The organism is Streptomyces sp. BR1 (genome assembly GCF_052373795.1).
In the GTDB taxonomy this organism is placed as follows: domain Bacteria; phylum Actinomycetota; class Actinomycetes; order Streptomycetales; family Streptomycetaceae; genus Streptomyces.
This window is the reverse complement of record NZ_CM126252.1, coordinates 3632247-3652623: the sequence shown is the minus strand read 5'-3', so window position 1 is coordinate 3652623 and position 20377 is coordinate 3632247. Positions and strand designations below refer to the sequence as shown.

The window sequence follows — 20377 nt, the reverse complement described above, 5'->3', positions numbered from 1 at the left end:
GTCCACAGGTTCGACGGACCCCCTTGTCCCGACCGATCGTTCGGTTACTCTAACCCTGTCCGCCCGTCCCTGCCCAGCTCGAAGAGGAGTTGGTCCGTATGGCCGCTCAGCTCAGCCCCCAGCAGCTCACCGAGACCCACCGGACCACGCTCGACCAGGCGCTCGAAGCGATCCGCACGCGTGCGTACTGGTCACCGCACCCCGAGCACCCCAAGGCGTACGAGAACGACGGCAAGGCCGCCTTCGACGCGCTGCTCGGCGCCCGGTTCGACCTGGACCAGCCCGGCACCGACGACTGGACGGGCGCCGAAGTCTCCCCGTACGGCATCGAGTTGGGCATCACGTATCCGCACCCGGACCTGGACGTGCTGCTGCCCGCGATGAAGGCCGGCATGGGCGCCTGGCGCGACGCCGGTCCCGAGACGCGGGCCCTGGTCTGTGTGGAGATCCTGGCGCGCATCGGCGCCCGCACGCCCGAGCTCGCGCACGCGGTCATGCACACCAGCGGGCAGGCCTTCATGATGGCCTTCCAGGCGGGCGGCCCGCACGCGCAGGACCGCGGCCTGGAGGCGGTGGCGTACGCGTACCAGGAGCAGACCCGCACCCCGTCGGGCGCGGCTCCCTGGTCCAAGCCGCAGGGCAAGCGGGACCCGCTGGAGCTGAGCAAGACGTTCGTCCCGGCCGCGCGCGGCATCGCGCTGATGATCGGCTGCAACACCTTCCCGACGTGGAACGGCTACCCGGGCCTGTTCGCCTCCCTGGCCACCGGTAACGCGGTGCTGGTCAAGCCCCACCCGCGCGCGGTGCTCCCGCTCGCGCTCACCGTCAAGATCGCCCGCACCGTCCTCACGGAAGCGGGCTTCGACCCGAACCTGGTCGCGCTGGCCGCCGAGCGTCCCGGCGAGGGCATCGCCAAGACCCTGGCCGTGCGCTCCGAGATCAAGATCATCGACTACACGGGCTCCACGGCGTTCGGCGACTGGCTGGAGGCCAACGCCCGTCAGGCTCAGGTCTACACGGAGAAGGCGGGTGTCAACACGGTCGTCGTCGACTCCACCGACGACTACAAGGGCATGCTCTCCAACCTGGCCTTCTCCCTGTCCCTGTACAGCGGCCAGATGTGCACCACCCCGCAGAACCTGCTGATCCCGCGCGAGGGCATCACCACGGACGCGGGCGACAAGTCCTACGACGAGGTGGTGGCCGACCTCGCCGCCTCCGTCGGCGGGCTGCTCGGCGACGACGCGCGCGCCAACGCGCTGCTCGGCGCGCTGGTCAACCCCGATGTGAAGCAGCGCCTGGACGCGGCCCCCGGCCTCGGTGAAGTCGCCCTGGCCTCCCGGGAGATCAGCAACCCGGACTTCCCGGACGCGGTGGTGCGTACGCCGGTCATCGTCAAGCAGGACGGCGCGCGCAAGCAGTGGGAGGGCCCCGACACGGGCGCCGCCTACCTGTCGGAGTGCTTCGGACCGGTCTCCTTCGCGGTGGCGGTCGACTCCACGGCCGACGCGCTGGAGCTGCTGCGGCGCACGGTGCGCGACAAGGGCGCGATGACGGTCGGCGCGTACACGACATCGCGGGAGGTGGAGCGCGCGGTCGAGGAGGTCTGCCTGGAGGAGTCCGCCCAGCTCTCCTTGAACCTGACGGGCGGGGTCTACGTCAACCAGACGGCGGCGTTCTCCGACTTCCACGGCTCGGGCGGCAACCCGGCGGCGAACGCGGCGCTGTGCGACGCGGCGTTCGTGGCCAACCGCTTCCGGGTGGTGGAGGTCCGCAGGCAGGCGTGAGCCGGGCCCGGGCCCTGCTTTCTCAGCCGGTCGGGCCCGGGATCTCGGCGTAGCGCTGGATCCACGCGTGCATGGCGATCGCCGCGGCCGCGCCCGCGTTGATCGACCGGGTCGAGCCGAACTGGGCGATCGAGCACACGGCGGACGCGTGCTCGCGTGCCTGCTCGGTCAGTCCCGGCCCCTCCTGCCCGAACAGCAGCACACACCGCCGGGGCAGCTCGGTGCGCTCCAGGGGCACGGCGCCGGGCAGGTTGTCGATCCCGATGATCGGCAGCCCCTGCTCCGCCGCCCACTTCGTCAGCGACTCGGTGTCGGGGTGGTGGCGCACATGCTGGTAGCGGTCGGTGACCATCGCACCGCGCCGGTTCCAGCGCCGCCGCCCCACGATGTGGATCTCCTTCGCCAGGAAGGCGTTGGCGGTCCGTACGACGGAGCCGATGTTGAAGTCGTGGCCCCAGTTCTCCACAGCGACGTGGAAGTCATGCCGCCGGGTGTCCAGGTCCGCGACGATCGCCTCGCGCGTCCAGTACCGGTAGGCGTCGACGACATTGCGCCGGTCGCCGTGCGCGAGCAGCTCCGGATCGTAGCGCTCCCCCTGAGGCCAGGGCAGCGGATGCGGGCCGACGCCGATCTCGGGCGCGAAGCCGTCGTCGTACTGCGTCGGCTCGTCCGCACGGGCCTGGTCGGAAGAGGGAAGGCTGGGGCTGTTCTCGCTGCTCACGCCACGAGCGTACGGGGCCGCGGCTCTTCCTCCGTACGCCCCGGCTGCGGCGAGCGGGCGGGCAGCTTCTCACGCAGCCGGGCGACGCGGCCGCCGAGCCAGCGCAGGAAACCGGTCGGCAGGAAGACCGCGTCGGCCGCGATCATCGCCAGCGAGAAGAACGGCAGCCCGAGCAGCAGGGCGATCCCCGCGTGCTCCATCATCATCGCCACCAGCAGGACGTTCTTGACCCGCCGGTTGAAGAGCGTGAACGGGAACGCCACCTGGACGGCGACCGTTCCGTAGGTGAGCAGCATGACGATCAATCCGCTGCCGCCGAGCACGTCGGAGAGCGCGGGCCACGGCGAGAAGTAGTCCAGGTGCAGCGGGTAGTAGAGCGCGGTGCCGTCCTGCCAGCGCGAGCCCTGGATCTTGTACCAGCCGGCGGTCGCGTAGATCAGGCAGACCTCCGCCATGATCACCACCATGGTGGCGTTGTGCGCGAGGTTCGCGACGACGTCCAGGAGGTCGCGCGGCTCGCCCTGGGCGTACCGGTTGGCCGCCCACCACAGCGCCTGGGCCGTCCACAGGCCCCAGAAGATCAGCAGCCAGCCCCAGCCCGCGTCGGCGAGGAGAGTGACCGCGGCGAGCGCGACACCGAGCACCGCCCACAGCACGGGCCCCACCCGGTCCGGCACGCTCTCGCCCGTCTCGGCGCGGCGTGCGGCGGCGCGCCGCAGGCGCCGGGCGTCCAGCGACCAGACCTGCGCACAGCGCGTCAGGACCAGATAGATCGCCATGAGGTGGATGACGTTGTCGCCGCCGTCCCCCATGAAGACGGACCGATTCTGCAGCGACAGCACGCCCACCATGAACAGCACGGACATGGTGCGGGTGCGCCAGCCCAGCATCATCAGCGCGCTGGACACGACGGCCACGGCGTACACGATCTCGAACCAGACCGTGCTGTCGGTCCACAGCAGCGCCGTGAAGGCGTGGTTGCCGGAGACGAGCTTGTGGGCCATGTCCCAGCTCCACGGCCCGTCGGGACCGTACAGCTCACGGCGGTGCGGCAGCTCGCGCAGCAGGAACAGCAGCCAGGTCGCGGAGAAGCCGATCCGCACGACCGCGCTCTGATACGGGCCGAGAGCGGCGCCGGTGACCCGCCGCAGGGCGAGGGCGGCCTTGCTCTCGGGGACGGGGGGAGCCTGCGGCGACGCGGGAGACGCGTGCGGCGGCTGCGGGGTCTGCGGCGCGGGAGACGGGTGGGGTGCACGGGGCGCGGGAGTGCTCATCGGCTCACTCATCGAGTCGTTCTTCGGCTCGCTCATCGGCTGGCTTCCGTCCGTGCGTCGCCGGCTCCGGCACCGGCCGGGAGATCGGCGGGGGTCACGGTCCACCAGGGGACGACCCGGTAGTACGGCCGGGTGTCGATCTTCTCGTCGCTCCACCGCGGAGCCTTCACGGACGTCGTCACGGACCTGACCTGTACACGCTCGACGGTGCCGCCGTCACGGTGCGCGCCGAGGCGGAGCATCACGATCCGGTGGATGTAGCGCTCGGAGAGCTCGCCGCGCAGGCCGTTGGGCTTGTTGTCGTCGGTGTGGGAGGTCACGAAGAACTCCCAGCCCCGGCGCAGTTCGTTCTGCTGGGTGTGGCTCGGGAGCGGGTTGCTCCGGATGCCGGAGCCGTCCATCGCCGACAGATCGATCCACCCGGTCGTCTTGCGCGTCCCGTCCGGCATCACGATCTCGGCGCGCGCCTGGACCGCGATGTTCTGCTGGAGCGGGTTGGGCGCGAAAAGCTTCCAGTTCTGTTCGAACTCGGGATAGATCCAGTCGTCGACGACCTTGCCGTGCTGCTTCGTGACCGTGTTGGACGGCGCGACATGCAGAAACACCATCGCGATGTGGACGACCGCGACGACCGCGACGAGAGCGAGCGCGAGAGCACCCACGATCTGGTACGGGAGGGACAGCGCGGCGATGCCACGGCCGGGGACGCCGGGCTCGGGGATCTCCGGGGTCCCGGACGGCGTCACGTTTTCGCTGGTCGGATGGGGTGCGACGGCCTCGGCACCGACGGCTGGCCCGGCGTTTTCGGCAGCGGGCTCCGGCGGGCGGGGCTGCCCCTCCTGGCCCGGCACGTCCTTCTCGTCGTACGAATCCATCCCGCCCCGATCCCGGTCGGCTCCACTGGGTTATCCACAGGGTTGACACCCTACGGGCCGTCGACTCACCATTGAAGTCAATGAACCGAACGATCGGTCGGGAGCGAGTGGCCCGGCGGACCGCCCGTAATCGACAGCTCGGCAGGGGGCTCGGATGACGGCAGTGACCGCGGAGACCGGCACGAACACGCACGGCTCACAGGCGGCGGACGACAAGGACACGGCGGTGTACGCGGCGGCGTTCGACGCGGCCGTGGCCGCCGACGAGCGCATCGAACCGCGCGACTGGATGCCCGACGCCTACCGGGCCTCGCTGGTCCGCCAGATAGCGCAGCACGCCCACTCCGAGATCATCGGCATGCAGCCCGAGTCCAACTGGATCACCCGCGCGCCTTCACTGCGCCGCAAGGCGATCCTGATGGCCAAGGTGCAGGACGAGGCGGGCCACGGGCTGTACCTGTACAGCGCGGCCGAGACGCTCGGCGTGAGCCGCGACGAGTTGCTCGACAAGCTCCACTCGGGCCGCCAGAAATACTCGTCGATCTTCAACTACCCCACCCTGACCTGGGCGGACGTCGGCGCCATCGGCTGGCTGGTGGACGGCGCCGCGATCACCAACCAGGTCCCGCTCTGCCGCTGCTCCTACGGGCCGTACGCACGGGCGATGGTCCGCGTCTGCAAGGAGGAGTCCTTCCACCAGCGCCAGGGCTACGAGCTGCTCCTCGCCCTGTCCCAGGGCACCGGGGAACAGCACGCCATGGCACAGGACGCGGTGGACCGCTGGTGGTGGCCTTCGCTGATGATGTTCGGCCCGCCGGACGACGAGTCGTCCCACTCCGCGCAGTCCATGGCCTGGAAGATCAAGCGGCACTCCAACGACGAGCTGCGCCAGCGCTTCGTCGACATCTGCGTCCCCCAGGCCGAGGCGCTGGGACTCACCCTCCCCGACCCCGACCTGCGGTGGAACGAGGAGCGGGGACACCACGACTTCGGGACGATCGACTGGACCGAGTTCTGGGACGTCCTCAAGGGCAACGGCCCCTGCAACGAGCAGCGGCTCACCCAGCGGCGCCGCGCCCACGAAGAAGGCGTCTGGGTCCGGGACGCGGCAGCCGCGTACGCAACGAAGCAGCACAGCAACGGGGAGGCAACGGCATGAGCAGCACACACGACTGGCCGCTGTGGGAGGTGTTCGTGCGCTCGCGCCGCGGACTGTCCCACACCCACGCCGGAAGCTTGCACGCCCCGGACGCCCAGATGGCCCTGCGCAACGCGCGCGACCTGTACACCCGCAGGTCCGAAGGCGTCTCGATCTGGGTGGTGCCGTCCACCGCGGTCACCGCCTCCTCCCCCGACGAGAAGGACTCCTTCTTCGAGCCGGCCGGCGACAAGCCGTACCGCCACCCGACGTTCTACGAGATCCCGGAAGGGGTGAAGCACCTGTGACGACCTCGGCGAAGCCCACGAACACGGCGTCGACGGCCACTACCGCCGCGCTGCCCCTCGGCGACGACGCCCTGGTGCTCTCGCACCGGCTGGGGGAGTGGGCCGGACACGCCCCCGTCCTCGAAGAGGAGGTGGCGCTGGCGAACATCGCGCTCGACCTGCTCGGCCAGGCCCGGGTGCTGCTCTCCCTGGTGGGCGACGAGGACGAGCTGGCGTATCTGCGCGAGGAGCGGGCGTTTCGCAACCTCCAGCTGGTCGAGCAGCCGAACGGCGACTTCGCGCACACCATCGCCCGCCAGCTCTACTTCTCGACCTACCAGAAACTGCTCTACGGACAGCTGACCGCAGGCGACAGCGACCTCGCCGGGCTCGCCGCGAAGGCGGTCAAGGAAGTCGCCTACCACCAGGACCACGCCGAACAGTGGACCCTGCGCCTGGGCGACGGCACCGACGAGAGCCACCAGCGGATGCAGCGGGCGTGCGAGGCGCTGTGGCGGTTCACCGGCGAGATGTTCCAGCCGATCGACGGCGTCGACATCGACTGGCAGGAGACCGAAGCGACCTGGCTCGCCTCCGTCACCGCGGTGCTCCAGCAGGCCACACTGACCGTCCCCGAAGGGCCGAGGACCGGCGCCTGGGCCGCCGGAGCCGGCCGCCAGGGCCTGCACACCGAGCCGTTCGGGCGGATGCTCGCCGAAATGCAGCACCTGCACCGCAGCCACCCGGGGGCGACATGGTGACCGGCACGGCCACGGCCGAGATGACACCGCTGGAACAGGAACTGGCACGGCTCGCCGGCTCGGTCCCCGATCCCGAGCTGCCCGTGCTCACCCTGGCGGAACTGGGCGTACTGCGCGGCGTCCACCTGGAAGGGCCCGGCAAGGTCACCGTCCAGCTGACCCCCACATACACCGGCTGCCCGGCCATCGAAGCGATGTCCAGCGACATCGAGCAGATCCTGCGCGAGAACGGGATACCCGACGTCTCCGTGGTCCGCGTCCTGTCCCCCGCCTGGTCGACGGACGACATCAGCGCCGAAGGCCGCCGCAAACTCGCGGAGTTCGGCATAGCGCCGCCCCGGCCCCACGCCGCCGAAGGTCCGGTCGCGCTCACCCTGAGCGTGCGCTGCCCGAACTGCGGCTCCACCGACACCGAACTGCTGAGCCGGTTCTCCTCCACCGCGTGCAAGGCACTGCGCCGCTGCGTGAGCTGCCGCGAACCGTTCGACCACTTCAAGGAGTTGTAGATGTTCCATCCACTCCGGGTGAGCGAGGTCGAACGGCTCACGGACGACTCGGTGACCGTCACCTTCGACGTGCCGCCGGAGCTGCGCGAGGCCTACCGCCACCGGCCGGGCCAGCACCTCGCCCTGCGCCGGATAGTCGAGGGCGAGGAGATCCGCCGCACCTACTCGATCTGCGCACCCGCTGTGGAGCACCCGGCTCCGCCCGTACTGCGCGTAGGCATCCGCCTGGTCGAGGGCGGCGAGTTCTCCACGTACGCCTTCAAGGAACTGGCCGTGGGCGACGTCGTCGACGTCATGGAGCCGATGGGCCGCTTCATCCTGGAGCCGCGCGCCGGGTATTTCGTGTCCGTCGTCGGCGGCAGCGGCATCACCCCGGTCCTGTCGATCGCCACAACGCTGCTGGAGCGCGAACCGCAGGCCCGGTTCTGCCTCATACGCAGCGACCGCACTGTCGCGTCCACCATGTTCCTGGAGGAGACGGCCGATCTGAAGGACCGCTTCCCCGACCGGTTCCAGCTGGTCAACGCCCTCTCCCGGGAAGAGCAGCAGTCGGGTCTGCCGTCCGGACGGCTCGACCAGGAACGGCTCACGGAGCTGCTGCCCGCGCTGCTCCCGGTGGAAGAGGTCGACGGCTGGTACCTGTGCGGACCGTTCGGCCTGGTCCAGGCCGCCGAGCGGGCCCTGCGCGGACTGGGCGTGGCACGGGGCCGGATCCACGAGGAGATCTTCCACGTGGACGAGGCGCCGGTGCAGAGCACAGCAGCGGCATCGGCCCCGGCGCACGCCACGCTGACCGCGACCCTGCACGGCCGCTCCGGCACCTGGCCGGTCCAGGAGGGCGAGAAGCTGCTGGACACGGTGCTGCGCGCCCGCGCGGACGCCCCGTACGCCTGCAAGGGCGGGGTGTGCGGGACCTGCCGGGCGTTCCTGGTCTCGGGCGAGGTGCGGATGGACCGCAACTTCGCGCTGGAGGAGGACGAGACGGAGGCGGGCTATGTGCTGGCCTGCCAGTCTCATCCGGCTACGAAGGAAGTGGAGTTGGACTTCGATAGGTGAGGGGGAGGGGTTGGGGGGAGGGGGCGGGGGGGGAGGCCCCCAGGCTCTGCTCAGCATTCAGCGGCCTCAACATTCCGTCGCCCCCGCATTCCAATCCGCTAGAACCTGTTCTATCTTGACGACCCGTCAGATCCGGTGCGCGTGCAGGATTCGGGATGCGGGAGGACAGGGCTGTGGACTTCACCTTCACCGAGGAGGAGCAGGCGGCCGTAGAGGCGGCGCGGGCGGTCTTCTCGGGCGTCGCGCCCGACACGGTGCCCAGCCCCGCGCTCACCCCCGGCGCGGTGGCCGAGGACTTCGACCGGCCGCTGTGGGCCAAGCTCGCCGAGTCCGACCTGCTGAGCCTGGTCATCGGCCCGGAGTACGGCGGCGCGGGGCTCGATCCGATCGCCCTCTGCCTGGTGCTGCGCGAGTCCGCGAAGGTGCTGGCCCGGGTGCCGCTCCTGGAGACCAGCGCTGTCGCGATGACGGTAGAGCGGTACGGGAGCGCCGAGTTGGCGCGGGAGCTGCTGCCGGCCGTCGGCCGGGGCGAGCTGGTGCTCACCGTCGGCGCCAACGGACGCACCGGTCACGATCCCGCCGAGCTCGGGGTCACCGCTCGCCGGGAAACAGGCGAAAGCGGTAGTGGGGACGGCGGCTGGGTGCTCGACGGTGTGCAGACCGCCGTGCCGTGGGCGCACAACGCGGACCGTATCGCCGTGCCCGCGCACACCGGTGAGGGCCGCGCCGTGCTCGCCCTGCTCCCCCGCGTAGACGAAGGGCTCACTCTCGCCGAGCAGTTCTCGACCAGCGGGGAACGCTTCGCCGAGGTCAGCCTCGATTCCGTACGTGTCGAGGCGCGAGCGGTCATCGACGCCGAAGGCGCATGGGAGTGGCTGCGTGATCTGCTCGCCACCGGCACCTGTGCGCTGGCGCTCGGCCTGGGGGAGGGCGTGCTGACGATGACCAGCGAATACACCGGAAAGCGCGAGCAGTTCGGGTTCCCCGTCGCCACGTTCCAGGCGGTCGCCGTCCAGGCCGCCGACCGTTATATCGACCTGCGTGCGATGGAAGCCACGCTGTGGCAGGCCGCCTGGCGCATCAGTACGGGAGCCGGGGGCGCGCTTCCGGCGAGCGGCGACGTATCGGTGGCGAAGATCTGGGCCTCCGACGGGGTGCGCAGAGTCGTACAGACCGCTCAGCATCTGCACGGCGGGTTCGGCGCCGACACCGACTATCCCCTGCACCGGTACCACGCCTGGGCCAAGCAACTGGAGCTGTCACTCGGCCCGGCCGCGGCCCACGAGGAAGCCCTCGGCGACCTGCTCGCCGCGCATCCGCTCACCTAACTGGACGAGGGGGCCAGAAGGCCGCCGGGCTTTCGCCAGAACGTGCTCGTCAGAGCACGAAAGCCGGGGTGCCGTTGTCGGTGACCATCGGGCGCCCGGCGCCGTTCCACGCCTGCATGCCGCCGTCGACGTTCACGGCGTCGATGCCCTGCTGCACCAGATACTGCGTGACCTGCGCCGAACGCCCGCCGACCCGGCACATCACATACGCCCGGCGGCCGTCCTCGACAGCCTCGGTCACCTCACCGAACCGCGACACGAAGTCGCTGATCGGCACATGCAGCGCGCCCTCGACATGCCCGGCCGCCCACTCGTCGTCCTCACGGACGTCCAGCACCAGGGCGTCGGCCGGCACGGCGGCGACATCCACCGACGGCAGCTGGGCGAAATTCATGGGTCATGCCTTCTCTCGTACGTATCGGCAGGTCGGTCGTACCCGCAGGTCAGTCGCGTCGGCCGGTCACTTGTACCGACAGGCACCCGTACCGGCTGGTCACCTGGAACGCTACTGCACCAGCTCCGCGAGTTCCGCCTCACGACCGGCCACCTCGGCCAGCAGCTGCTCGGCGATCTCGTCGAGGAGGCGGTCCGGGTCGTCCGGCGCCATCCGCAGCATCGAGCCGATCGCGCTCTCCTCCAGCTCCCTGGCCAGCACGGCGAGCAGCTCCTTGCGCTGGGCCAGCCACTCAAGGCGGGCGTAGAGCTCCTCGCTCTCGCTGGGCCGCGCCTCCTCCGGCACCGGCCCGGCCGCCCACTCCTCGGAGAGTTCCCGCAGCATGGCCTCGTCGCCGCGGCCGTAGGCCGCGTTGACGCGGGCGATGAACTCGTCGCGCCGGGCGCGTTCGCCGTCCTCCTGTGCGAGGTCGGGGTGCGCCTTGCGGGCGAGTTCGCGGTAGAGCCTGCGCGCCTCCTCGCTCGGCCGCACCCGCTTCGGCGGCCGTACCGGCTGGTCCGTGAGCATCGAGGCGGCTTCGGGCGAGAGCCCGTCGGAGTCCATCCAGTCGTGGAACAGTTCCTCGACCCCGGGCATCGGCAGCACCGCGGCCCGTGCCTCGCGTGCCTTGCGCAGATCCTCGGGGTCGCCGGTGAGTGTGGCCTTGGCCTCGGCGATCTGGGCGTCGAGCTCGTCGAGCCGGGCGTACATCGGGCCGAGCTTCTGGTGGTGCAGGCGGGAGAAGTTCTCCACCTCCACCCGGAAGGTCTCCACGGCGATCTCGAACTCGATCAGCGCCTGCTCGGCCGCCCGCACAGCCCTGTCCAGCCGGGCCTCGGGCCGCTCCGCGTTCTCCGGGGCCTCGGCGGGGGCGGTCGGGGCGGTCGTCTCTTCGGCAGGTTCGTCCGTCACCGGTCCAGCGTACGGGCGCGGAGGGTGGGGCCCCTCCCTCCCCCCTCCCCCCCACCCCTCCCCGCCCCCGTCTCACACCCCCAGCTCCGCCTCCACCCGCCCATCCCTGATCGCGGCCAGCAGGGTCGCGTGGTCGGCCTCCGTGCGGTCGGCGTAGTGGACCGCGAAGCCGGCCACGGCTTCGTCCAGCTCTTCGTTCTTGCCGCAGTACCCCGCTATCAGCCGGGGGTCGGCGCTGTGTGCGTGGGCGCGGGCTAGCAGTGCGCCCGTCATACGGCCGTAGTCGTCCAGCTGGTCCGGGGCGAGCGCGGCCGGGTCCACGCTGCCCTTGCGGTTGCGGAACTGGCGTACCTGGTAGGGCCGTTCGTCGACGGTGGTCCAGCCCAGCAGGATGTCGCTGACGACCTGCATCCGCTTCTGGCCGAGGACCACGCGGCGGCCCTCGTGGCCCGCCTCCGGCGCGTGGAATCCCGCTTTCGCCAGGTGCGGCAGCAGGGCGGAGGGGCGGGCCTCCTTCACCTGGAGCACCAGGGGCTCGCCCCGGTGGTCGAGGAGCAGCACCACGTACGACCGTGTTCCGACGCTGCCGGTACCGACGACCCGGAAGGCCACGTCGTGTATCGCGTACCGCGCGAGCAGCGGCAGGCGGTCCTCCGACAGGGTGTTCAGGTACTCGCCGAGCGAGGCGGCGACCGCGGCGGCCTCCGCGTCGGGCACCCGGCGCAGTACCGGCGGCGCGTCGACGAAGCGGTGGTGGCCGTCGGGGCTCTGCTGGGTCGCCTTGGCGGCGAAGCGCGCGCTGGTGTTGTTGCGGGCCTTGGCCGACACCCGTTCCAGGGTGCCGAGCAGGTCCCGGGCGTCGGTGTGGGAGACCAGTTCCTCGTCGGCTATCGCGTTCCACGCGTCCAGCACCGGCAGCTTCGCCAGGAGCCGCATGGTCCGGCGGTAGGCGCCGACCGCGTCGTATGCCGCGGCCCGGCAGGTGTCCTCGTCGGCGCCCGCGGCCCGACCGGCCAGGACGAGTGAGGCCGCGAGGCGCTTGAGGTCCCATTCCCAGGGGCCGGGCACGGTTTCGTCGAAGTCGTTCAGGTCGATGACGAGTCCGCCGCGTGCGTCGCCGTAGAGGCCGAAGTTCGCGGCGTGGGCGTCGCCGCAGAGCTGGGCGCCGATGCCGGTGGTCGGGGTGCCGACCAGGTCGTGGGCCATCAGTCCGGCGGCGCCGCGCAGGAACGCGAACGGGGAGGCGGCCATCCGGCCGACCCGGATCGGGGTGAGCTCGGCCACCCGGCCCCGGTTCGACTCCTCGACGGCGCGGACGGCGTCTGGCCGGTCGGCGGAGAGGGCGAGCGCGTCGTGCGAGGAGCGGGGTACGCGGTCGCGCAGTGCCTTGCCGTCGCCCTTCGGCGAGCCGGGCGTGCGGTCCGCTCCCCGGCCGTTGCGGTGCCGGAAACCCGGTACTTGCGGTATCCGGATCTGCCCGCTGTCGGGCACCGCTCGCAGCACCGGAATCACCGCCTCGACATCGCTCATCGCGCGCCGCCTCCCCCGTCCTCGTACAACATCAACAGCTCGACTGCCATGACCGTACAGGCGGTGGGTGATGGGCGTCTCCCCCTGTGGATAACTCCCGTCGGCGGCCATACGGCAGGCCACCGGCGGGAGTTGTCCCCGGATTCTCTATGGAGTTGTCCGCTCAGACAGCGACCGCTTCCTCCAGCTCTTCCTCGACTTCTTCGTCCTCCCCGGCACCTTCCCGGGCCTCGCCCCGGCCGTCGGCGACGCCATCGCTCACCGCAGCCGCTCCCGCAACCGGCACCGCCACCGCGCCCCGCCGCGCTCGCGCCTCGGCCAGCGCCGCGACACCCACCAGCGCGATGCCTGCCAACAGCCACAGGGTCAGAACCAGCACGTGGCCGCCGAGGCCGTGGCCCGCGAAGTACACGTGGCTGCGGGTGCCTTCGACGAATCCGGCGCCGTTCCAGAACGCGTGCAGCGCCCCGAAGAAGCCGGGCTGGAGTTCGGGGCGGAAGATGCCGCCGGAGCTGGTGAAGTTGAGCATCACGAAGAGCACCATCACGCCGAGCGTGGTCCACCGCTTCAGGAACGTGTGCAGCCCGACGCCGATGAGCAGGATCCCGGCCGAGTACAGCCACGACATGGCCCACACGCCGCCGAGTCTGTGGTCGACGAGGTGGAACATCGGGCCCGCGAAGACCGCGCCGATGCCGCTGACCAGGAACGACATGCCCAGTGCCAGCAGCGCCCTGATCCGCAGCGGCAGGACCGCACCGGCGCCGCCGATCACCGCGACGGACGCGTACGAGCCGATGCTGAGCGCGACCAGCAGGAAGAAGATGCCCTGCCCGGTCGGGTCGCCCTTGGCGAGGTCGGTCACGTCGGTCACCTTGAGGGGCGCGTCCTGCGCCGCCGCGACCTTGGTGAAGACCTTCTCGACGGCGGTGGCGCTGGTGTCGGAGGAGGCGGAGGCGACGAGCAGTTCGGGCCTCGCACCGGGGATGTACGCGCCGAAGACCTGCTGCTGTTCGAGTGCGTGGACCGCCGCGGCGCGGTCGGGCACGGTACGGACGTCGAGCGCGCCCGCGCCCTTGTCCTGGAGGGTCTGGGCGAGCACCTGTGCGCTGGGGCCCGACCCGACGATGTCGACCCGCAGGTCGTGCGGCTGCGGGCTGTGGAAGGCCCCCAGGTAGGCGAGGCCCATCCCGATGCACATCAGCAGGGGGGTGAGGAGATGGCCGAGCACATGACGCAGGGGGCTGGAAGCGGTACCGGCGGACACCACGACTCCAATGGTTGGCTTATACAACTCATGCACGTTGTACTCTACAACCATTTATTTGAAAGGGCGAACGCCCAGATCAGAGCCTGCGTCCGGCCGCCACTGCCGACCGTTGACCCACGGCCCGCACCGCCGCTGTCACCCCCACCAACGCCGATGTTTCACGTGAAACCACGCACCGCGCGGCCACCGGCCGGGCCCCCGGAAGACCAAAGCCCCCGCCTGCCCACCCACTAGCTAGAGGGCCGCTACAACCCCGCGTCCCGCGCCAGCAGCGCCGCCTGCACCCGGTTCTCGCACTCCAGCTTCGCCAGGATCCGGCTCACATACGTCTTCACCGTGGCCTCACTCATATGGAGCCGCTTTCCGGCGTCCGCGTTGGACAGGCCCTCGCCGAGCAGCGCCAGTACGTCCCGCTCCCGCTCGGACAGCACGCCCACCCGGCGCCGCGCCTGCTCGCCCCGCGCCGCCGCGCGCCCCGTCGCCAGCTGGTCCACGACATGCCGGGTCGCGGCAGGCGACAGATAGGCGTCCCCGGCAGCCGCAGCCCGTACCGCGCGGATCAGCTCGGCCGGGGCGGTGTCCTTCAGCAGGAAACCGGCGCCCCCGTGCTCCAGCGCACGCAGCACGTTCTCCCGCTCGCCGAACGTCGTGAGGATGATCACGTGCACCGAGGGGGCCGTCCTGCGCAGCTCGGCCAGCGCGGTCAGCCCGTCCATCACCGGCATCTGGATGTCGAGCAGCACCACGTCGGCCGCGTGGGCGCGCGCCGCCTCGACGGCCTCGCGGCCGTTCGCCGCCTCCGCCGCGACCTCGATGTCCGGGTCCGACGTGAGGATCATCCTGATTCCCGCGCGGATCAGCGGTTCGTCGTCCGCGATTACGACCTTGATACGCGGACTACGCGGCCTCTGCGGACCCTGAGGCCCGTGCGCGCCCCGCGTACCGCCCGTGTCGCCCGGACCGAGTGGACCCGTCTGTGGACCCGTCACTCCTGCTCCCGTCCTGGCGCCGCGCTACCGCTCGACGTCGTACGCCTTCTTCTCGATCAGCTTGCCGTCCTTGAAGCAGAACCGGAACACCGGCTCGGTCTTCAGGCTGTCGCCGACCTCCGAGGACATCAGCACCAGGCACGTCGACCCGGCAGGCTCGACCGGGCCCTTGCCGGGCAGGCCTCTCGTGAGGAACGTGTCGCCCTTCGGCAGCCGGTTTCGTACGTCCTGTTCGGCCGTGCCCACCTTGATCTTCTCGTACTCGGACGGGTCGATTATGGCCTTGTCCGCCGATCCGGCGAGGAAGAAGAGCGCGAAGCCCGCGGCCACCACAAGCAACACCACCGCCGCGAACGCGATCCCGCAGCCCAGTGCGATGCCGCCGCCCCTGCTCCTGCTGCTCATGGCCAACTCCCTCTCCGCGACGTTCAGGTCGACGTCCCAGCCGTCGCGCCGGCCGGCCGGGTGCCGGCCGGTCCGCGTCGTACCGGCCGGACCACCGTCGCCGAGCGGGAACTCCCGCGGCTGCTGCCGGAAGTCGTCCCCCGCGTCGACGAAGGTCGCCGCCTCCGCCGCCCCGTACGGCAGGACGCCCGCCACCCGGAAGCCGCCGTCCTGGGTGCGCCCGGTGTGGACCATGCCGCCGACCAGCCGGGCCCGCTCGTGCAGCCCGGTCAGGCCCTGACCGCCGCTGACCACCTCGTCCGCAGGCGGCCCGGCCACCGGCTGGTTGACGACCTCGACGACGAGCGAGTCGGGCTCGTAGCGCAGTTCCACCGCGATGGGGGCGCCGGGAGCGTGCTTGTACGCGTTGGTGAGCGCCTCCTGCACGATCCGGTACGCCGCGTGGTCGGAGGCGGCGGCCAGTTGCCGGGGCTCCCCCGTCTCCCGCAGTTCCACCGTGGTGCCCGCCGCCCGCGCGGCCGTCACCAGGGCCTCGACGCCCGCCGTGCCCCGGGCGGCGCGCTGCGCCTCGTCGGCGTGGTCCGGGGCTTCGACGCCGTCGCGCAGGATGCCGACGACCTCGCGCAGTTCGTGCATCGCGGCGACCGACGCCTCCCGCAGCACGCCGACGGCCTCGCGCTGGCGGCCCGTCAGCGCGGGATCGACCTCCAGCGCCCCGGTGTGCACGGAGATCAGCGCGAGCTGGTGGCCGAGGCTGTCGTGCATGTCCTGGGCGATGCGCTGGCGTTCGCGCAGCCTCGCCTGTCCGGCGACCATCGCGCGCTCGCGCAGCAGCTGCGTGTTGCGCTCGTGCATGGTCTGCAACAGGGTGCGCCGCTGGTACCAGTAACGGCTGGCGAGGCCCGGCACGACGGCCGTCATCATAAAGAAGAGCGCCGCGAACAGGCCGAGGAGGAGCGGGGGCCCGTCCCCGTGCTCGGCGATCTGAGTGACCGCCAGATACGCGGCGAAGCCGCCGCAGAACGCGAACAGCGCCCGCCCCGCCCCGATGATCCGCCGCCCCGACGAGCAGGCCACGATCAACAGCAGCAGCGTGGCCGCCGGGCTGACCCCGCAGAGCGCGGACGTGGCGACCAGCACACCGGCGGGGAAGCGGCGGCGCAGCGGCGACAGGACGAGGATGGCGGCCGCCTCCAGGCCCGGCAGCACCACTCCGCCGTGGATCGCGAAGCTCAGCCCGCCGGCAAGGGCCGCGAGGCACAGGGCGAGCGCCGACTCGCCGACGATCCTGCGGCGCGTCCAGCGCTCCGGCCCGGCCAGCTGGCGTCGGGCGTCCCTGAAGCCGTCCCGGATTCTCGATGACACATCCACGCCCGCACCCTAGGCAGCGGACCCCGGCCCGGGCGGCTCTCTTTGGTCGCGCCCCGCCGAGACGAAAGTCTCCGTAGCGATCCACCCGACCGGTCCGCCGCGCCGATCCGTACGTACGGGAACATCACCGCGTACACAGTCACGCGCCACGCGCCCGCGAAGAAGCGCACACGAAAACGCGCATGCGAAAACGCGGAAGCCCCGCCGGTCATTGACCTGCGGGGCTTCCGTTCTGTGGGCGAGGGGGGATTTGAACCCCCACGTCCCGAAGGACACTGGCACCTGAAGCCAGCGCGTCTGCCGTTCCGCCACTCGCCCGAGTGGTGTCCAGTTCTTCGAACCGTTCCGGTCCGTTTCCCTGGCGACGTCGAGAAGATTAGCACGCTGCGCAGGGTGGATTCACATCCGTTGTTTCCGGCGGCCCTGGGGGGCACAAGAGGAGGAGAGGAGACGGGCCGACGCGACGGCAGGGGGACCCACAGGAACGTCACAGGGACCGCGGGGCAACCCATACCGTCGCCACCCACTCCTCCACGGTGCACCCCGGGTGCGGGACACTGTCAGGAGGCCACCTCTACGATCCGTGTGAGAGGTGACACTCGTCCACCGGTCACAGAAGGGGAACCAGCCGATTTCCCGACGCGTGGATACGATCAGTAAGCAGTACCAGGACGACATCGACGGAGGAGGTGCCCCATGGGAGTCCTGAAGCGTTTCGAGCAGCGTCTCGAAGGCCTGGTCAACGGCACCTTCGCGAAGGTCTTCAAGTCCGAGGTCCAGCCCGTCGAGATCGCCGGCGCCCTCCAGCGCGAGTGCGACAACAACGCGACGATCTGGAACCGTGAGCGGACCGTCGTCCCCAACGACTTCATCGTCGAGCTGAGCCCGCCCGACTACGAGCGGCTCAGCCCGTACTCGGGCCAGCTGGGCGACGAGCTGTCCGGCCTGGTCCGCGACTACGCCAAGCAGCAGCGCTACACGTTCATGGGGCCGATCAAGGTCCACCTGGAGAAGGCCGAGGATCTCGACACCGGCCTGTACCGGGTGCGCAGCCGCACCCTCGCCTCCAGCACCGACCAGCAGGACCTGCACAGCCAGCAGGAGCAGTTCGGCGGCCGGCCCCAGGGCCCCGCGCGTCCCGCTCCCGCCGCACCGCCGCAGTCCCCCCAGGGCCGCGGCGGCTACGGCTATCCGCCGGCCGCCGCGCCGCCGATGCCGGCCTCCCCGCCGCCCGGCGGGAACGGCGGCCCCGCCCGTCCGGGAGTGGACCGCCGTCCGGCGGCTCCGGGCCCCATGCCGGGTTCCCCGGTGCGGCGCTGGATCGAGATCAACGGCACCCGCCACCAGATCTCCCGCCCGACGCTGGTGCTGGGTCGCAGCACCGACGCCGATGTGCGGATCGACGACCCCGGCGTCTCGCGCCGGCACTGTGAGATCCGGACCGGAACGCCCTCGACGATCCAGGATCTCGGGTCCACCAACGGCATCGTGGTGGACGGGCAGCACACCACCCGCGCTACGCTCCGCGACGGCTCGCGGATCGTCGTGGGCAGCACCACCATCGTTTACCGGCAAGCCGAAGGGTGAAGCGGGGGCAATGTCAGAGCTGACCCTCACGGTCATGCGGTTGGGTTTCCTCGCCGTACTGTGGCTGTTCGTCATCGTGGCCGTCCAGGTCATCCGCAGCGACCTGTTCGGCACGCGCGTCACCCAGCGCGGTTCGCGCCGGGGCGGCGACACTGGCCGCCAGCAGACCGGCCGGCAGGCCGCCGCCGCTGCTGCCGCGCCGCCGCAGCAGCGCGGCCAGCAGCCCGCGCCCGCCGGCCGCCAGCGCCGCGGAGCCCCCACCAAGCTGGTGGTCTCCGAGGGCACGCTGACCGGCACCACGGTGGCGCTGCAGGGCCAGACCATCACGCTGGGCCGGGCCCACGACTCGACGATCGTCCTCGACGACGACTACGCGTCGAGCCGGCATGCCAGGATCTACCCGGACCGGGACGGCAATTGGATCGTCGAGGATCTCGGGTCCACCAACGGCACCTACCTGGACCGGACCCGGCTCACCACCCCGACCCCGATTCCGCTGGGCGCGCCGATCCGCATCGGCAAGACCGTCATCGAGCTGCGGAAGTAGTACGACAATGAGCGAGCGGAGCGAGCGAGCCGCGGCGGTCCGGACGACGGACCGGGGCGGACTCCCGACCGGAGGGTGGGCAGTGTGGCTCGACAAGACCGGCTGTACCCCGAGCCGACGGGCGAGGTGCGTATGAGTCTCTCCCTGCGCTTCGCCGCCGGATCCCACAAGGGCATGATCCGCGAGGGCAACGAGGACTCCGGTTACGCGGGTCCGCGCCTCCTCGCGATCGCCGACGGCATGGGCGGCCAGGCCGCCGGCGAGGTCGCCTCGTCCGAGGTGATCTCCACCCTGGTCACGCTCGACGACGACGTGCCCGGCTCCGACATCCTCACCTCGCTCGGTACGGCGGTGCAGCGCGCCAACGACCAGCTGCGCATGATGGTCGAGGAGGACCCCCAGCTGGAGGGGATGGGCACCACGCTCACCGCTCTGCTGTGGACGGGTCAGCGCCTGGGCCTGGTGCACGTGGGCGACTCGCGCGCGTATCTGCTGCGCGACGGTGTGCTCACCCAGATCACGCAGGACCACACCTGGGTGCAGCGGCTCGTGGACGAGGGCCGCATCACCGAGGAGGAGGCGACGACGCATCCGCAGCGCTCGCTGCTGATGCGCGCACTCGGCAGCGGCGACCACGTCGAGCCGGATCTGTCGATCCGCGAGGTGCGGGCGGGCGACCGCTATCTGATCTGCTCCGACGGTCTGTCGGGGGTGGTCTCGCATCAGACGATGGAGGACACCCTCGCCAGCTACCAGGGCCCGCAGGAGACCGTGCAGGAGCTGATCCAGCTCGCGCTGCGCGGCGGCGGCCCCGACAACATCACGGTGATCGTGGCCGACGTCCTGGACGTCGACTCCGGCGACACGCTGGCCGGTCAGCTCAGCGACACCCCGGTGATCGTGGGCGCGGTCGCCGAGAACCAGCTCCAGCTCAACGACGGCGGGGCGATGCAGACCCCGGCGGGCCGCGCCTCTGGCCTGGGCCGTCCGACCCCGCCGCAGGGGGGCTTCGGCCCGCCCGGCAGCGGTGACGACTCCGGCTACGGCGCCCCGCCCGAGGGCGCCTTCGGCGCCTACACGGACGACGACTTCGTGAAGCCGCGCCGCGGCAGGTGGCTGCGGAGATCCGCCTACATCGTGCTCGCGCTCGCCGTGGTCGGCGGCGGTCTGTACGGCGGCTACCGCTGGACGCAGACCCAGTACTTCGTCGGCACCAAGGACGAGCACGTCGCGCTCTACCAGGGCATCAGCCAGGATCTGGCGTGGGTGAAGCTGTCGAAGGTGGAGACCGACCACCCCGAGATCGAACTCAAGTACCTGCCGCCGTACCAGCGTAAGCAGGTCGAGTCGACGATCGCGGAGAGCAGCCTCTCCAAGGCCCAGGCGAAGATCACCGAGCTGTCGACGCAGGCGTCGGCGTGCAAGAAGGACGAACAGCGGCGCGCCGCCGAGAGCCAGAACCCGCCGAAGACCGGCACGACGGCCTCACCGTCGCCGTCCGGCAAGCCCGGTTCAACCAAGACCACCGCCACTCCCACGCCCGGCCCCAGCCTCTCGGAGGAAGAGCAGAAGCTGGTCCCGCAGTGCGGTAAGCAGTAGG

The 20377-nt window shown here is 71.0% G+C and carries 19 protein-coding genes and 1 tRNA gene; 10 read left to right on the top strand and 10 right to left on the bottom strand.

Annotated features, from left to right (window positions below):
• Positions 1–98: 98 nt before the first annotated feature.
• On the top strand, positions 99–1787 hold the full coding sequence (gene paaN, locus ACT1U9_RS15860) for a phenylacetic acid degradation protein PaaN (RefSeq protein ID WP_444538917.1): 1689 nt from the start codon (positions 99–101) through the stop codon (positions 1785–1787).
• Positions 1788–1809: 22 nt separating this feature from the next.
• Here the strand turns inward: paaN and ACT1U9_RS15855 are convergent, their stop codons facing one another.
• From ACT1U9_RS15855 to ACT1U9_RS15845, 3 genes are read right to left on the bottom strand one after another with little or no spacing between them, the layout of a single operon-like run.
• Complete coding sequence (locus ACT1U9_RS15855) at positions 1810–2508, bottom strand: TrmH family RNA methyltransferase (protein WP_444538916.1); 699 nt, start codon at positions 2506–2508, stop codon at positions 1810–1812.
• Positions 2505–3782: an HTTM domain-containing protein gene (locus ACT1U9_RS15850; protein WP_444539126.1), complete on the bottom strand. Its 1278-nt coding sequence runs from the start codon at positions 3780–3782 to the stop codon at positions 2505–2507. The genes ACT1U9_RS15855 and ACT1U9_RS15850 overlap by 4 nt, the downstream gene beginning before the upstream one ends.
• Before the next feature lie 32 nt (positions 3783–3814).
• A complete protein-coding gene (locus ACT1U9_RS15845; RefSeq protein ID WP_444538915.1) occupies positions 3815–4657 on the bottom strand; it encodes a DUF5819 family protein in 843 nt (280 codons plus the stop codon).
• 154 nt (positions 4658–4811) lie between these two features.
• Here ACT1U9_RS15845 and paaA point away from each other — a divergent pair, with 154 nt between their 5' ends.
• From paaA to ACT1U9_RS15815, 6 genes are all read left to right on the top strand, one after another.
• Positions 4812–5816, top strand: coding sequence for a 1,2-phenylacetyl-CoA epoxidase subunit PaaA (gene paaA / locus ACT1U9_RS15840; RefSeq protein ID WP_444538914.1), 1005 nt, complete (start codon positions 4812–4814; stop codon positions 5814–5816).
• Entirely contained in the window at positions 5813–6103 is a 291-nt protein-coding gene (gene paaB / locus ACT1U9_RS15835; RefSeq protein ID WP_188276738.1) for a 1,2-phenylacetyl-CoA epoxidase subunit PaaB, read from the top strand. Before paaA ends, paaB begins: the two co-directional genes overlap by 4 nt.
• On the top strand, positions 6100–6843 hold the full coding sequence (gene paaC, locus ACT1U9_RS15830; RefSeq protein WP_444538913.1) for a 1,2-phenylacetyl-CoA epoxidase subunit PaaC: 744 nt from the start codon (positions 6100–6102) through the stop codon (positions 6841–6843). The genes paaB and paaC overlap by 4 nt, the downstream gene beginning before the upstream one ends.
• Entirely contained in the window at positions 6837–7349 is a 513-nt protein-coding gene (gene paaD / locus ACT1U9_RS15825; RefSeq protein WP_444538912.1) for a 1,2-phenylacetyl-CoA epoxidase subunit PaaD, read from the top strand. The genes paaC and paaD overlap by 7 nt, the downstream gene beginning before the upstream one ends.
• Positions 7350–8405: a 2Fe-2S iron-sulfur cluster-binding protein gene (locus ACT1U9_RS15820; protein ID WP_444538911.1), complete on the top strand. Its 1056-nt coding sequence runs from the start codon at positions 7350–7352 to the stop codon at positions 8403–8405. It begins immediately after the preceding gene.
• A 173-nt stretch (positions 8406–8578) separates the two neighbouring features.
• Positions 8579–9733, top strand: coding sequence for an acyl-CoA dehydrogenase family protein (locus ACT1U9_RS15815; protein WP_444539125.1), 1155 nt, complete (start codon positions 8579–8581; stop codon positions 9731–9733).
• A gap of 49 nt (positions 9734–9782) precedes the next feature.
• Here ACT1U9_RS15815 and ACT1U9_RS15810 read toward each other — a convergent pair whose 3' ends face one another.
• The 7 genes from ACT1U9_RS15810 to ACT1U9_RS15780 all read right to left on the bottom strand — a co-directional run bounded on the left by ACT1U9_RS15810 (position 9783) and on the right by ACT1U9_RS15780 (position 16961).
• On the bottom strand, positions 9783–10127 hold the full coding sequence (locus tag ACT1U9_RS15810) for a rhodanese-like domain-containing protein (RefSeq protein WP_444538910.1): 345 nt from the start codon (positions 10125–10127) through the stop codon (positions 9783–9785).
• 111 nt (positions 10128–10238) lie between these two features.
• Entirely contained in the window at positions 10239–11078 is an 840-nt protein-coding gene (locus ACT1U9_RS15805) for a hypothetical protein (protein ID WP_444538909.1), read from the bottom strand.
• Between the two features lie 72 nt (positions 11079–11150).
• Positions 11151–12608 carry a DUF2252 domain-containing protein gene (locus tag ACT1U9_RS15800; protein WP_444538908.1) on the bottom strand — a complete coding sequence of 486 codons (1458 nt, stop codon included), beginning with the start codon at positions 12606–12608 and terminating at the stop codon, positions 11151–11153.
• A 163-nt stretch (positions 12609–12771) separates the two neighbouring features.
• On the bottom strand, positions 12772–13875 hold the full coding sequence (locus tag ACT1U9_RS15795; protein ID WP_444539124.1) for a hypothetical protein: 1104 nt from the start codon (positions 13873–13875) through the stop codon (positions 12772–12774).
• A gap of 248 nt (positions 13876–14123) precedes the next feature.
• The gene (locus ACT1U9_RS15790; protein ID WP_444539123.1) at positions 14124–14768 is read right to left on the bottom strand and encodes a response regulator transcription factor; all 645 of its coding nucleotides are present in this window, start codon (positions 14766–14768) and stop codon (positions 14124–14126) included.
• 123 nt (positions 14769–14891) lie between these two features.
• Positions 14892–16643 (bottom strand): sensor histidine kinase, encoded by a 1752-nt coding sequence (locus ACT1U9_RS15785; protein ID WP_444538907.1) that lies wholly within the window; start codon positions 16641–16643, stop codon positions 14892–14894.
• A gap of 235 nt (positions 16644–16878) precedes the next feature.
• A tRNA-Leu gene (locus ACT1U9_RS15780) sits at positions 16879–16961 on the bottom strand.
• A 378-nt stretch (positions 16962–17339) separates the two neighbouring features.
• On the opposite strand from ACT1U9_RS15780, the gene ACT1U9_RS15775 reads away from it, so the two are divergent.
• The 3 genes from ACT1U9_RS15775 (at position 17340) to ACT1U9_RS15765 (ending at position 20376) form a co-directional block, all read left to right on the top strand.
• The gene (locus ACT1U9_RS15775) at positions 17340–18230 is read left to right on the top strand and encodes an FhaA domain-containing protein (RefSeq protein ID WP_444538906.1); all 891 of its coding nucleotides are present in this window, start codon (positions 17340–17342) and stop codon (positions 18228–18230) included.
• 10 nt (positions 18231–18240) lie between these two features.
• Positions 18241–18777 carry an FHA domain-containing protein FhaB/FipA gene (locus ACT1U9_RS15770; protein WP_188276730.1) on the top strand — a complete coding sequence of 179 codons (537 nt, stop codon included), beginning with the start codon at positions 18241–18243 and terminating at the stop codon, positions 18775–18777.
• Positions 18778–18909: 132 nt separating this feature from the next.
• Positions 18910–20376 (top strand): Stp1/IreP family PP2C-type Ser/Thr phosphatase, encoded by a 1467-nt coding sequence (locus tag ACT1U9_RS15765; RefSeq protein ID WP_444539122.1) that lies wholly within the window; start codon positions 18910–18912, stop codon positions 20374–20376.
• Position 20377: the final 1 nt, after the last annotated feature.

Bases quoted from the DNA above. Each gene is read 5' to 3' on its own strand.
- ACT1U9_RS15770 (WP_188276730.1), top strand. From the start codon at position 18,241: ATGTCAGAGCTGACCCTCACGGTCATGCGGTTGGGTTTCCTCGCCGTA.
- ACT1U9_RS15775 (WP_444538906.1), top strand. From the start codon at position 17,340: ATGGGAGTCCTGAAGCGTTTCGAGCAGCGTCTCGAAGGCCTGGTCAAC.
- ACT1U9_RS15800 (WP_444538908.1), bottom strand. From the start codon at position 12,608: ATGAGCGATGTCGAGGCGGTGATTCCGGTGCTGCGAGCGGTGCCCGAC.
- paaN (WP_444538917.1), top strand. From the start codon at position 99: ATGGCCGCTCAGCTCAGCCCCCAGCAGCTCACCGAGACCCACCGGACC.
- ACT1U9_RS15850 (WP_444539126.1), bottom strand. From the start codon at position 3,782: ATGAGCACTCCCGCGCCCCGTGCACCCCACCCGTCTCCCGCGCCGCAG.
- ACT1U9_RS15845 (WP_444538915.1), bottom strand. From the start codon at position 4,657: ATGGATTCGTACGACGAGAAGGACGTGCCGGGCCAGGAGGGGCAGCCC.
- paaA (WP_444538914.1), top strand. From the start codon at position 4,812: ATGACGGCAGTGACCGCGGAGACCGGCACGAACACGCACGGCTCACAG.
- ACT1U9_RS15820 (WP_444538911.1), top strand. From the start codon at position 7,350: ATGTTCCATCCACTCCGGGTGAGCGAGGTCGAACGGCTCACGGACGAC.
- ACT1U9_RS15810 (WP_444538910.1), bottom strand. From the start codon at position 10,127: ATGAATTTCGCCCAGCTGCCGTCGGTGGATGTCGCCGCCGTGCCGGCC.
- paaD (WP_444538912.1), top strand. From the start codon at position 6,837: ATGGTGACCGGCACGGCCACGGCCGAGATGACACCGCTGGAACAGGAA.
- paaB (WP_188276738.1), top strand. From the start codon at position 5,813: ATGAGCAGCACACACGACTGGCCGCTGTGGGAGGTGTTCGTGCGCTCG.
- ACT1U9_RS15765 (WP_444539122.1), top strand. From the start codon at position 18,910: ATGAGTCTCTCCCTGCGCTTCGCCGCCGGATCCCACAAGGGCATGATC.